A 12,601-nucleotide genomic window follows, 5' to 3' on the forward strand; every position below is an offset into this window, starting at 1 on the left:
CGATGTCTGATACCAAACCTGTCATTGAACTGAGAAATGTCGACAAGTCCTTTGGTCCCATCGATGTTCTGCACGAAATCAGCCTGAAAGTGGGCGAAGGCGAAGTGCTGTGCCTGCTGGGCGACAACGGCGCCGGCAAGTCCACCCTGATCAAAACCCTGGCCGGGGTGCACGCCCCGACCCGCGGCGAGATCCTCATGGATGGTCAGCCCACCTCGTTCAGCGGTCCGCGCGATGCGCAAAGTCGTGGGATCGCAACGGTGCACCAGTTCGGCGGCACCTACCCGCTGATGTCGGTTGGCCGGAACTTCTTTATGGGGATGGAGCCCACCAAAGGCGTTGGTCCCTTTAAGGTGTTCGACCGTGAAACCGCCAACAAGGTCGCGGTGGAAGAAGTCCAGAAGATGGGCATCACCCGCATCACCGATGGCGACCGTCTGGTCGGCGGTTTGTCGGGGGGCGAGCGCCAGTCTCTGGCGATTGCCCGGGCGGTGTACTTCGGTGCGCGTGTTCTGATCCTGGACGAACCGACCGCCGCCCTGGGGGTCAAACAGGCGGCCCACGTTCTGCGGATCGTCAACGAAGCCAAACGGCGCGGCCTGGCCGTGATCTTCATCACCCACCAGGTGATGCACGCGATGGCCGTGGGTGACCACTTTGCGGTTCTGATCCGCGGTGCGATCGCGGCTGACTTCCGCAAGGGTGAAAAGTCTCGTGAAGAGATCGCCGACCTGATGGCGGGTGGTGAATCGATGGCGGATCTGGAATCCAGCATCGAAGGCTACATGGAAACCCACGACGGCCATGTGCCGCCCCCGGCAGAATAATCCGGATCGGCGGGCACTGCCCGCCGATGCCTCTAGCGCAACAAAATACAATAAATCCGGTCGGCCCATGGCCTGACCGCAAGAAGGGAGACTGTCTGGATGACACGCCTTGCCATTATCGGTGCGGGCCTCATGGGAGAGGATCACGCAGCCATCGTTGCCAGGGATCTGCCCGGAGCCGAGCTTCAGGTCATCTGCGATATGGACAAATCCCGCGCGAAATCGGTTGCAGATGCATTCGGCGCACAGGATGTCTCGGATGACCCAGAGGGCACGATTGCCCGCGCAGATGTCGACGCCGTAATCGTCGCATCGCCCGATTTCACCCATGCACCGCTGTCTATGGCCTGCATCACCGCCGGCAAGCCTGTGCTCTGCGAAAAACCCCTGTCCCAGTCGTCGGATGAATGCCAGACGGTCATGGCCGCAGAAGAGGCCGCAGGGCGCAAATTTGTGATGCTGGGCTTTATGCGCCGGTATGACCGCTCGTATGCGGAAATGCGTCAGGCGCTGACGCAGGGCACGCTTGGCCGCGCGCTGATGATGCACAACTTCCACCGGAACGTGGAAACCCCGGCGGCGGATTTCACCGGCGCCATGGCGATCTCCAACTCGGCCCCGCATGAATTTGATGTGGTCCGTCATGTGCTGGGTACCGAGTTCACCTCGGTCACTGCCCACCAGCCGCGCCGCTCGGATTCCCGGGTCGCTCCGGTGGTCATGGTGCTGGAAACCGCAGACGGCCAGTTGGTGACCATCGAGGTCAACAACAACGCCGCCTACGGCTATGACGTGCGCGCCGAACTGGTTGGCGAGGCCGGGTCCATCGCCATGAACAACGTCGCCTACACCCGCACCGATATGAAACTGGCCTCGGCCACGCGCTATGACGCTGATTGGCGCGGGCGCTATCACGAGGCCTATGTCGACCAGAACCGCGATTTCCTGCGCTTTGTGGAAACCGGACAATTCCCGCAGATCGGCTCGGATTGCTGGGATGGTTACTGCGCGGCCGTCGTCGCCGAAGCCGGCGCCAAAGCCTTGGCCACGGGCCAGAAACAACCCGTCACGATGATGGCAAAACCGGAATTCTACACCGCAGAAAAAGGGGTTGCGGCATGAAACTTGGATTCGTTTCCGACAGCCTGGGCGGCATGAGCCTGGAGGACATGCTGGACAATGCGGTTCGCATGGGTGTCAGCGGCGTCGAGGTGAATACCTGCGGCTGGTCCACAGCCCCGCATTTCGATCTGGCCGCCATGCGCGATGATGCAGGCGCTCGCGCCGCGTTTCAAAATGCCTTTGATGATCGCGGGCTTCAGATCATCTCGCTGAATGCCAATGGCAACCCGCTGCATCCCACCGATCCGACGCAGGGCGAAGGCCTGAAGGACACCATTCGTGTCGCCGGTGCCATGGGCATCAAGACCGTCTGCACCATGTCCGGCCTGCCCGCGGGCAATGCGACCGACACAATGCCCAACTGGGTCGTGTCGTCGTGGCCACCGGAAACGCAAGCGATCCTGAAGTACCAGTGGGAAGAAAAGCTCGTTCCCTTCTGGACCGAAATTGCCGAACTGGCCCGCGAACACGGTGTCGAGCGTATCGCCCTGGAAATGCACGGAAATCAGTGCGTCTACAACGTGCCCTCGGTGCTGAAACTGCGCGAGTTGATCGGCCCTGTCATTGGCGCCAACCTGGACCCGTCACACATGTTCTGGATGGGCGCGGACCCGCTGGTTGCCGCCGAAGCGCTGGGCGAGGCGATTTTCCACGTTCACGCCAAGGACGCGATGCTGAACCCACCGGTGCAAGCGACCACCAGCCTTCTGGAGAACGGCTCTTTGTTGGATATTCCGGCACGCAGCTGGTCCTATGTCACACTGGGATACGGGCACGGCGCGGATTGGTGGCAGAAGTTCTGTTATCGGCTTGCCATGGCTGGCTATGATGGCTGGCTGTCGATCGAACACGAGGATGTTCTGCTGAACTCGTTGGAAGGACTAGAGAAGTCCGTCGCGATTTTGCAGAGCGTAATGCCGGTCGAAGAACCGGATTTTCAGCTACAGGACATCTGACCGATGACTCAACCGTTTCAACTTGCGGCTTGTGCCGAGATGCTATGGCAGGACCAACCGATCGCGTGGCGCGCTGCGCGCCTGCACGAGATGGGGTTTGGCGTCGGGCTGTGGAACTGGCCCGAATGGGATCTGGACGCGCTGGAAAAGACCGGGGCGAATTTCACCATCATGAACGGCTATCTTCAGGGGCGTCTGGCCGATGACGAGGGCGCCGATATGCTGCTGGCCTCGGCGCGTGAAACCGCCCAGATCGGCAAGCGGCTGGGCGTGGATCGGCTGAACCTGCATGGCACCGGGCTGGGGGATCAGGGGCTTCCGATTCAACAACTCGCCCATGTGGCCCCCGGTATGTGGCTGAAGGCGCGCGATACCCTGCACCGTATCTGTGACATGGCCGAGCAAGAAGGCGTGGTGTTCACGCTGGAAAACCTGAACCTGCGCGAGCACCCCGGTTGCCCGTTCAATTCCACGACGGATGTTCTGGAACTGGTCGCGACCGTGGACCGCCCGCAGCTGCGCATCAATCTGGATCTCTATCACACCCAGGTTGGCGAAGGCGACGTGATCCGCCACGCCCAAGCCTGCCTGCCGTGGATCGGCGAGGTGCAGGTCGCGGACAATCCGGGCCGTTGCGAGCCCGGCACCGGCGAGATGAACTGGCCAATGATCGCACGTGCTCTGGCCGATATGGGCTATGCCGGCCCCGTCGGCATGGAAGCCTTTGCAAAAGATAACCCGGAAGACGCTCTCGAAGCCTTCCGATCCGCATTTACGCTCTAACTCGAATAGAAAGAACAAACGCCATGCTGAAAGTTGGACTTCTGGGCGCAGGCCGCATCGCCGGGGTACATGCAACGGCCATCTCCTCCAATCCGGGCAGCGAGCTGGCCGCAGTGTCGGATTTCTTCCCCGAGAACGCCGAGAAACTGGCCGCGGAATACGGCAGCACGGCGCGCACCACCGAAGAGATTATCGCCGATGACAGCATTGATGCGGTGCTGATCGCGACCTCGACCGACACTCATTCCGACCTGATCGAGGCCGCCACCGCCGCTGGCAAGGCCGTGCTGTGCGAAAAACCCGTAGATCTGAGCCTGGAACGCGCCCGCGCTTGCCGCGAGGCCGCTGGTGAAACCGGCAAGCCCGTCATGATCGGTTTCAACCGTCGTTTCGATCCGAACTTCAGCGCGCTGAAGACCTCGTTGGATGCGGGCGAGATCGGCAAACCCGAGCTGCTGGCGATCACCTCGTTCGATCCCGCGCCCCCGCCGGTTGGATACATCAAAGTGTCGGGCGGCCTGTTCCGCGACATGATGATTTACGATTTCGACATGGCCAACTTCATCATGGACGAGGCCCCCGTAACCATCACCGCAACGGGCAGCTCGATCGTCGACCCTGAAATCGGCGCCGCCGGGGACGTGGACACCGCTGTGGTCACCATGACCTATGCCGATGGCCGTATCGCGGTGATCAAGAACTCGCGTCGCGCCGTTTATGGCTATGATCAGCGGGTCGAGCTGCTGGGCTCCGAAGGCCTGCTGCAAGCTCAGAACATGCTGGAAAACACCGTGGTGAAGTCGACCACCGCAGGCGTGTCCAGCGCCAAACCCACCTATTTCTTCCTGGAACGCTATATGCCGTCCTATGCCGCCGAATGGGCGGGCTTTGTCGACGGTCTGAACAGCGGTTCCCTGCCGGTCACTTTGGATGATGGGATCGCCGCGCTGGCGATGGCCGAGGCCGCCACCCAATCCGCAAAGTCCGGCCAACCTGTGAGGCTCTCCGATGTCTGAGAAACTGGATCTGATTACGATTGGTCGTTCGTCGATCGACCTGTATGGCGCGCAGATTGGCGGTCGCCTGGAAGACATGGGCTCGTTCCAGAAATACATCGGTGGCAGCCCAACCAACATCGCCTGCGGCACCGCCCGACTGGGGCTGAAATCGGCCGTTATCACCGGTGTCGGCGACGAACATATGGGCCGCTTTATCATCGAGCAGCTGGCCCGCGAAGGCGTGAACACGGACGGTGTGAAAATCGACCCGGACCGGCTGACGGCACTGGTGCTGCTGGGCATTCGCGACCAGGAACAGTTTCCGCTGATTTTCTACCGCGAGAACTGCGCCGATATGGGGCTGACGGCCGACGACATCGACCCTGATTACATCCGCTCGGCCCGGTCGGTCGTGGCCACGGGCACGCATTTGTCAAACCCGCAGGTCGAAGCCGCCACCCTGAAAGCGCTGACAATCGCCCGCGAGGCCGGGCTGCAAACCGCGCTGGATATCGATTATCGCCCCAATCTTTGGGGCGTGGCAGGTCATGGGGACGGTGAAAGCCGCTTCGTGGAAAGCGCCGAGGTGACGGCCAAATTGCAGTCGACCCTGCACCTGTTCGACCTGATCGTCGGCACCGAGGAAGAATTCCACATCGCCGGTGGCAGCACCAATACGATCGAAGCGCTGCGTGCGGTCCGCAGCGTTTCAGATGCCACGCTCGTTTGTAAGCGTGGCGCAGCCGGGGCCGTGGCCTTCACAGGGTATATTCCCGAGACTCTGGATGAAGGCGAAAGCGGCCCCGGCTTCCCTATCGAAGTGTTCAACGTGCTGGGCGCGGGGGATGGCTTTATGTCCGGCCTGCTCAAGGGCTGGCTTGATGGCGAAGACTGGCCGACAGCGCTGAAATACGCGAATGCCTGCGGGGCCTTTGCCGTCAGCCGTCATGGCTGTACCCCGGCCTATCCCAGCTGGAAGGAATTGCAGTTCTTCTTTGAGCGTGGGCTGACCCGCCCCGATCTGCGCAATGATGCCGAGCTGGAGCAAGTGCACTGGGCCACCAACCGCGCCGGGGACTGGTCGACGGTGCGCACCTTTGCCTTTGATCACCGGTTACAACTGGAAGAAATGGACGGCTACACGCTGGAAAAAGGCGGTGCGTTCAAAGAGCTTTGCCTGACGGCGGCCTTGCAGGTGCAGGATGGTCAGCCGGGCTATGGTATCCTGTGTGACAACCGCATCGGACGCGCAGCGTTGCATGCGGCCTCGGGGTCGGGCCTGTGGATTGGGCGCCCAACCGAGCTGCCGGGGTCGCGCCCGATCGAGCTGGAACCTGAACTGGGCCCCGATTGCGGTCAGTTGAGCGAATGGGCCTGCGAGAACGTGGTCAAGCTGCTGGTCTTCTGTCACCCGGACGACGATGCCCAGACCCGCGCGAACCAAGAAGCCGTGGTCAAACGCCTGTTTACCGCCGCGCGGCGCAACAAGCTGGAATTCCTGCTCGAGATCATCCCCTCGAAGGTCGGTCCCATTGATGACACCACGACGGCAACGCTGATCCGCCAGTTCTACGAGGCCGGCATCTATCCGGATTGGTGGAAACTGGAACCGCTCAAGACCCACGCGGCCTGGGCCAACGCGGTGGACGCCATTGAGCTGCACGACCCGCATGTACGCGGCATCGTGGTTCTGGGTCTGGACGCCCCCGAGGCCGAACTGGCCGCCAGTTTCGAGGTGGCCGCCAGCTTTGGTCTGGTCAAGGGCTTCGCTGTCGGGCGCACGATCTTTGGTGATGCTGCCCGGGCCTGGATGAAGGGCGAAATGGATGATGCGGCGGCGATCGACCAGATGGCCTCGCGGTTCACCCGGCTGTGTGGGCTGTGGGACAGCGCACGCGAAAACGCCCGTTTGAACGGAGAGTGAGAGATGACTCAGACAATCCGACTGACTGCCGCACAGGCGATGGTGAAATACCTTTCGGTGCAACTGACCCCCGAAGGCGACAGGTTCATTGAAGGCATCTGGGGCATCTTCGGCCATGGCAATGTCTGTGGTCTGGGCGAGGCCCTGCACCAGGCCGGGGACAGCTTTCCCACCTGGCGCGGCCAGAACGAACAAACCATGGCGCATACCGCGATTGCCTATGCCAAGGGGATGAAACGCAAGCGGGCGCAGGCTGTGACCTCGTCCATTGGGCCGGGGGCAACCAATATGGTCACCGCCGCCGCGCTGGCCCATGTGAACCGCATTCCGGTGCTGTTCGTTCCCGGGGATGTCTTCGCCGGACGCGCGCCCGATCCGGTGCTGCAACAGATCGAGGATTTCGAAGATGGCACCGTCAGCGCCAATGATTGTTTCCGCGCCGTCAGCCGCTATTTCGACCGGATTTCCCGGCCCGAGCAACTGCTGACCGCCCTGCCCCGCGCCCTGCGCGTGATGACCGATCCGGCGGCCTGTGGCCCCGTGACCTTGTCCTTTTGCCAGGATACGCAGGCCGAGGCCTATGACTACCCGGTCAGTTTCTTCGAACCGCGTGTCTGGCATATCCGTCGCCCCGAACCCGACCGCCGGGAACTGGCCGAGATCGTCGACATGATCCAGGCCTCTGCAAGCCCGGTGATCGTAGCCGGGGGCGGTGTGATTTATTCCGAAGCCGAACAGGCGCTGGCCGACTTTGCCACCAAGCACGGCATCCCCGTGGTGGAAACGCAGGCGGGCAAATCCGCCCTGCCCCAAAGCCATCCGATGAACTTTGGCGCCTCGGGCGTTGATGGGGCGGCATCGGCGAACAAGGTCTCGGAAAACGCGGATCTGGTGATCGGTATTGGCACCCGGTTCCAGGACTTCACCACTGGATCGTGGTCTTTGTTCAAACATCCCGACCGCAAGATCATCTCGATCAACGTGCAAGGCTATGACGCCCAGAAACACGGCTCGGTCGGGTTGGTGGCGGACGCCAAAGTGGCCATCCACGCCATTTCCGCCGCCTTGGGCGATGACACGAAATCGGGCTTTGATCCGCAAGACAGGCTGGATTGGCTGGCCCGCGTGGACGCGCATTGCCGCGACCGCAAAGGGGACGACGGCTATCTGCCGATTGATGCCGAGGTTATCGGCGCGGTGCAACGGACCTCCACCGACGCAACCGTCGCCATGTGCGCCGCGGGCACGATGCCCGGCGCACTAAAATTGCTGTGGCAACCCAGCCAAGGTGGGTACCACATGGAATACGGTTACAGCTGCATGGGCTATGAAGTTGCCGGTGCTATGGGCCTGAAACTGGCCCAGCCTGACCGTGACGTGATCTGCTTTGTCGGGGACGGCAGCTATATGATGGCGAACTCGGAACTGGCGACGGCCGTGATGCGCAAAGTGCCCTTCACCGTCGTGCTGACCGACAACCGGGGGTACGGCTGCATCAACCGTTTGCAGACCGGCACCGGGGGACAGGCGTTCAACAACCTTTACGCAGATTGCAACGTAGAACAGCAGCCCCAGATCGACTTTGTCGCCCATGCCGGATCAATGGGGGCCAAGGCGATGAAGGCCACCAGCATCGCGGATCTTGAGGCCAAGCTGATCGAGGCCAAAGGCTCGGATATTCCTGTGGTGATCGTGATCGACACCGATCCCGCGCACGGCCCGACCGAAGCAGGCGGAGGCACCTGGTGGGACGTGGGTATTCCCGAAGTCAGCGACCAGGACAGCGTGCGTAAGGCGCGCCAAGCCTACGAAAAAAACCTTAAAGCGCAACGCGCGGATTGATTGGACTACACGATGAGCGTTCGTATCGGCATATCTCCGATTGCCTGGCAGAATGACGATCTGCCGGACCTGACGGCCGAATTCACCATGGAACAGGCCCTGAGCGAGTTGCGCAAGATCGGCTATACCGGTATCGAGCGCGGCCGCCGCATGCCTCAGGATACAGATGGGCTGCGCAAGTATCTGGCTGCCGCTGATATCGCGCTGTGCGGTGGCTGGTGCTCGGGCAACCTGATGGTGTCCAGCGTCGGCGAGGAAATCGAGGCCATTCAGCCGCAGGTCCAGCAGTTTGTCGCCCTTGGCGCCCCCTGCCTGGTCTATGCCGAGTGCTCGAACACGGTTCAGGGGGATCTTGCGACACCCGTCAACAACCGCCCCAAGCTGAGCCGCGACGAGCTGAGCACCTATGCCGCCAAACTGACCGAGGTCGCCAAATGGATGGCCGATCAGGGCATGGTCCTGGCCTATCATCATCACATGGGCTCGATGATCGAGGACGCCGACGATATCGATTGGCTGATGGAGGGCTCGGGCGACGAAGTCACGCTGCTGTTTGACACCGGGCATCTGCATTTCGGGGGCGCCGATGTGCTGGCCACGCTGGACAAATGGGGCCATCGGGTGCGCCACGTGCATTTCAAGGATGTGCGCGAAGACGTCACCCGAATGATCCGGTCCGAAAACAAAAGCTTTCTGGACGCCGTGATTGCTGGGGCCTTTACCGTGCCGGGCGATCCGGAAGGTACGATTGATTTTCAGGCGGTTACCGACAAGCTCAGGGCGATGGATTACGCAGGCTGGATCGTGGTCGAAGCCGAACAAGACCCGGCCAAGGCCAACCCGCATGACTATTCCAAGCTTGGCTATGACCACATTGTCCAGATCTGCCGCAATTCAGGTCTGCAGATCGACGCTAAGACCTAACACCAGGGAGAACACGCAATGGCTGACCTTCTGAAAAAACCGTCCGGGACCTCGGGCAAGGTCCATGACGTGACCGTTGAAAACGCCAAAACCCCCCTGTCGCCAGACTGGGGCTATGTTGGTTTCACTCTGTACAAACTGGCCCCAGGCGAAACCGCCGAAGAAGCCACCGGCGATCGCGAGGTCATTCTGGTGCTGGTCGAAGGCAAAGCCCAGGTCACGGCCGCCGATCAGGACTGGGGCGAAATGGGTGATCGGATGGACGTTTTTGAAAAAACGCCGCCCCATGCGCTGTATGTGCCCAACGGGCAGTCCTGGTCGGCCACCGCGACAACCGACTGCACGCTGGCCATCTGCTCTGCCCCAGGCCACAGCGGTCACGAGGCGCGCCGGCTTGGGCCCGACGGCATCACCCTGACCGAACGTGGCAAGGGCGTGAACACCCGCTATATCAACAACATCGCCATGGAAGACGCCGATGTGGCCGACAGCCTGCTGGTGACCGAAGTCTATACGCCCAACGGCCACTGGAGCTCGTATCCCAGCCACCGTCATGACGAGGATGACTTCCCCCGTATCACCTATCTGGAAGAGACCTATTACCACCGTCTGGACAAACCCGGCGCCTGGGGGGTGCAGCGGGTCTATACCGAGGATGGCGCGCTGGATGAAACCATGGCCGTTGCGGATGGGGATGTGGTGCTTGTCCCCAAGGGCCACCACCCCTGCGCCGCGCCCTACGGCTTCGAGATGTATTACCTGAACGTCATGGCTGGCCCGCGCCGCAACTGGCGCTTTGTGCCCGACCCGGCCTCGGAATTCATCCTGGAACGGGACGGCTGACGCCAGACAGCACCGCTATAAAAGACTGAAAACAAGGGGAACCACATCAGTTGTGGTTCCCGCCACCAAAACAAACCAAAGGTATGAACGCAGCTGTCAGACCTTTCTGCGCCCAAAAATGGTAGCGCTATCATTCCCCGGCTTGGTTTTCCTCCGGGGCCCTGAACGGAGAAAACGACAATGACGACGAAAATTGCCATCAACGGGTTTGGTCGGATCGGCCGTGGCGTCCTGCGCGCGCTGATCGAACAGAACACCAGCGACATCGAGATCGTTGCAATCAACGATCTCGCCCCGCCGGAAAACATCGCCCATCTGCTGAAGTATGACAGCGTGCACGGCCGTCTGCGCGAGATGGTCGCCGTCGAAGGGGACACGCTGGTTGTCGGGGCGCGACGTATTCGGCTGACCGCGATCCGCAACCCCGAAGACCTGCCCTGGCAGGACGTGGACATTGCCTATGAATGCACCGGGCTGTTCACGGCACGAGACAAGGCTGCGCTGCACCTGCAAAACGGCTCGAAGCGTGTGCTGATCTCGGCTCCGGGCAAGGATGCAGATCGGACCGTGGTGTATGGCGTCAACCACATGGACCTGACGGCCGATGATCTGATCGTCTCGAATGCCTCTTGCACCACCAACTGCCTGGCCCCTGTCGCGATGGTCCTGGACCGCGCCTTTGGCATTCGCACCGGCTATATGACCACGATCCACGCCTTCACCGGTGATCAGCCCAGCCACGATACCAACCACAAAGACCTGTACCGCGCGCGCGCGGCCTCTGTCTCGATGGTGCCCACCTCGACGGGCGCGGCGCGGGCGATTTCGCTGGTTCTGCCGCAGCTGGAAGGCAAGCTCGAGGGCTCGGCTGTGCGGGTGCCCACACCGAACGTGTCGATGGTAGACCTGTGTTTCATGCCCGAACGTCCGGCCAGCCGGGACGAGATCAACGCCGCCCTGCACAAGGCCGCCGGAGCAGAACTTGCGGGTATACTAGCGTACGAAGAAGACCCGCTGGTCTCGATCGACTTCAACCACGATCCGCATTCGTCCTGCTTTGCCGCAGCGCAAACGGCTGTGACCGCCGAGGGCATGGTGCGCGTGGTCAGCTGGTATGACAACGAATGGGGCTTCTCCAACCGGATGATCGATACCGGACGCCGCATGGGCGACTGCCTGACCAACGGGCTTTCGCTAAAAGCAGCAAGCTAAGGCCCTGCGCTCTTTGGGCGCTGATCCTATTTCACGGTGAAACCCGCAAGAGGCTTTCTTGCGGGTTTTTCTATGGCCGCGTAAGGCCATACTTCCCAGCCCGCACGACATCACGCCGAAGGTGCAGCGCGTAAGGTTTTGATTTTCGGGAGTTTGGCAGGGGCACCAGGGTTCGAACCCGGGACCTACGGTTTTGGAGACCGTCGCTCTACCAGCTGAGCTATACCCCTACGGATGCGGCTGATTAAGACAGACCAGCGCCAAGATCAAGGTCCTTTTCTTGTTTGAACACAATAATCTGCATGCGCGCGCATCCAAGTACGAATTCACTTGGATCAAGCCCCTGGGCACGATCCTAGATGGCATACGCGGGGACGCTCGATTGATCATCGGGCACAAAATTCCGGGCTGCGCCGCCTGTCGCGCAGAGATCCGCTGCGCTTAGTTCATCGTAGAATCGCGGCCGAGAGGGCAATCCCGGCACACGATTGCGAATTCCTGTCAGGGCCTTAGCATCTCGACTTTGACATAGCCGACATCCGCGCCAAGCCATTGAGTCGAGCTGAGCACCATGCCGGATCCGCCAACCTTGTACACATTGGTGAACTTGTTGTGCTCGGACGTGCAATTCTCGGTCAGTTCGGTGGTCGCGGTGTTGATCACCCCTTGCTTAACCCGGCCCGATCCGGTCACGAAGGTCTCGCACGAGAAGGTCTGACGGATGGTTTCACCCGCACCATTCACGTGCTCCATGACACGTGTCCCCTTGCCCGCGCGTCGCGCCCGGATCAAAGACCGGCTATCGCCGCTGATCGAAGCCATCAAATCAATCCCGGTGCCACGGGTCGACGTAATCAGGCCATCCCGCAGAGTGATGGTTTGCTTACCCGCGGTGGAATACACGCGATACCCGCCGTTGGAGGCGATTTGCAGCAACAGAGAGGAAACGCCCCGATCCTGAAACGTAACATGCATCAGCGAGGTCGGCGCCGTTTGCTTCAGCACGGCATTCATATCGATCGGGGTCGGACCGGTATTCTGGGCCTTTGCGCGAGGCGTAAAGACAGATTTCAGCGTGTTTTTAAGGGTATCGTCTGATCCACTATTCGAACAACCAGCGATCATCAACGCGGCCAAACAGGCAAGGACGGGACGTTTTACAAAGGACAT

General features: G+C 61.1%; 11 protein-coding genes and 1 tRNA gene. 10 read left to right on the forward strand and 2 right to left on the reverse strand.

Features of this window, described 5'->3' with window-relative positions:
• Window positions 1–2 precede the first annotated feature (2 nt).
• From ACXADQ_RS18410 to gap, 10 genes are all read left to right on the forward strand, one after another.
• Window positions 3–827 (forward strand): ATP-binding cassette domain-containing protein, encoded by an 825-nt coding sequence (locus ACXADQ_RS18410; RefSeq protein WP_475324571.1) that lies wholly within the window; start codon window positions 3–5, stop codon window positions 825–827.
• Window positions 828–926: 99 nt separating this feature from the next.
• Entirely contained in the window at window positions 927–1,949 is a 1,023-nt protein-coding gene (locus ACXADQ_RS18415; RefSeq protein WP_475324575.1) for a Gfo/Idh/MocA family oxidoreductase, read from the forward strand.
• Window positions 1,946–2,905 carry a sugar phosphate isomerase/epimerase family protein gene (locus tag ACXADQ_RS18420; RefSeq protein ID WP_475324579.1) on the forward strand — a complete coding sequence of 320 codons (960 nt, stop codon included), beginning with the start codon at window positions 1,946–1,948 and terminating at the stop codon, window positions 2,903–2,905. Before ACXADQ_RS18415 ends, ACXADQ_RS18420 begins: the two co-directional genes overlap by 4 nt.
• Before the next feature lie 3 nt (window positions 2,906–2,908).
• Entirely contained in the window at window positions 2,909–3,688 is a 780-nt protein-coding gene (locus tag ACXADQ_RS18425) for a TIM barrel protein (RefSeq protein WP_475324584.1), read from the forward strand.
• A gap of 23 nt (window positions 3,689–3,711) precedes the next feature.
• Complete coding sequence (gene iolG / locus ACXADQ_RS18430) at window positions 3,712–4,704, forward strand: inositol 2-dehydrogenase (protein WP_475324587.1); 993 nt, start codon at window positions 3,712–3,714, stop codon at window positions 4,702–4,704.
• A complete protein-coding gene (locus tag ACXADQ_RS18435; protein ID WP_475324590.1) occupies window positions 4,697–6,610 on the forward strand; it encodes a bifunctional 5-dehydro-2-deoxygluconokinase/5-dehydro-2-deoxyphosphogluconate aldolase in 1,914 nt (637 codons plus the stop codon). The genes iolG and ACXADQ_RS18435 overlap by 8 nt, the downstream gene beginning before the upstream one ends.
• Window positions 6,611–6,613: 3 nt before the next feature.
• Complete coding sequence (iolD, locus tag ACXADQ_RS18440) at window positions 6,614–8,452, forward strand: 3D-(3,5/4)-trihydroxycyclohexane-1,2-dione acylhydrolase (decyclizing) (RefSeq protein WP_475324594.1); 1,839 nt, start codon at window positions 6,614–6,616, stop codon at window positions 8,450–8,452.
• 12 nt (window positions 8,453–8,464) lie between these two features.
• Entirely contained in the window at window positions 8,465–9,376 is a 912-nt protein-coding gene (gene iolE / locus ACXADQ_RS18445) for a myo-inosose-2 dehydratase (RefSeq protein ID WP_475324598.1), read from the forward strand.
• 18 nt (window positions 9,377–9,394) lie between these two features.
• Complete coding sequence (gene iolB / locus ACXADQ_RS18450; protein ID WP_475324603.1) at window positions 9,395–10,219, forward strand: 5-deoxy-glucuronate isomerase; 825 nt, start codon at window positions 9,395–9,397, stop codon at window positions 10,217–10,219.
• Window positions 10,220–10,399: 180 nt separating this feature from the next.
• Window positions 10,400–11,431: a type I glyceraldehyde-3-phosphate dehydrogenase gene (gene gap / locus ACXADQ_RS18455; RefSeq protein ID WP_475324607.1), complete on the forward strand. Its 1,032-nt coding sequence runs from the start codon at window positions 10,400–10,402 to the stop codon at window positions 11,429–11,431.
• Window positions 11,432–11,585: 154 nt separating this feature from the next.
• Here gap and ACXADQ_RS18460 read toward each other — a convergent pair.
• Both ACXADQ_RS18460 and ACXADQ_RS18465 read right to left on the reverse strand, forming a co-directional pair.
• Window positions 11,586–11,661 (reverse strand) — tRNA-Trp (locus tag ACXADQ_RS18460).
• A gap of 271 nt (window positions 11,662–11,932) precedes the next feature.
• Complete coding sequence (locus tag ACXADQ_RS18465) at window positions 11,933–12,601, reverse strand: YjbF family lipoprotein (protein ID WP_475324610.1); 669 nt, start codon at window positions 12,599–12,601, stop codon at window positions 11,933–11,935.

It is taken from the genome of Thalassovita sp. ABM4_323, assembly GCF_056158665.1.

Coding starts and splice junctions, on each gene's coding strand:
- iolE (WP_475324598.1), top strand. CDS start 8,465: ATGAGCGTTCGTATCGGCATATCTCCGATTGCCTGGCAGAATGACGAT.
- iolG (WP_475324587.1), top strand. CDS start 3,712: ATGCTGAAAGTTGGACTTCTGGGCGCAGGCCGCATCGCCGGGGTACAT.
- ACXADQ_RS18420 (WP_475324579.1), top strand. CDS start 1,946: ATGAAACTTGGATTCGTTTCCGACAGCCTGGGCGGCATGAGCCTGGAG.
- ACXADQ_RS18465 (WP_475324610.1), bottom strand. CDS start 12,601: ATGTCCTTTGTAAAACGTCCCGTCCTTGCCTGTTTGGCCGCGTTGATG.
- iolD (WP_475324594.1), top strand. CDS start 6,614: ATGACTCAGACAATCCGACTGACTGCCGCACAGGCGATGGTGAAATAC.
- ACXADQ_RS18415 (WP_475324575.1), top strand. CDS start 927: ATGACACGCCTTGCCATTATCGGTGCGGGCCTCATGGGAGAGGATCAC.
- ACXADQ_RS18425 (WP_475324584.1), top strand. CDS start 2,909: ATGACTCAACCGTTTCAACTTGCGGCTTGTGCCGAGATGCTATGGCAG.
- ACXADQ_RS18435 (WP_475324590.1), top strand. CDS start 4,697: ATGTCTGAGAAACTGGATCTGATTACGATTGGTCGTTCGTCGATCGAC.
- iolB (WP_475324603.1), top strand. CDS start 9,395: ATGGCTGACCTTCTGAAAAAACCGTCCGGGACCTCGGGCAAGGTCCAT.
- gap (WP_475324607.1), top strand. CDS start 10,400: ATGACGACGAAAATTGCCATCAACGGGTTTGGTCGGATCGGCCGTGGC.
- ACXADQ_RS18410 (WP_475324571.1), top strand. CDS start 3: ATGTCTGATACCAAACCTGTCATTGAACTGAGAAATGTCGACAAGTCC.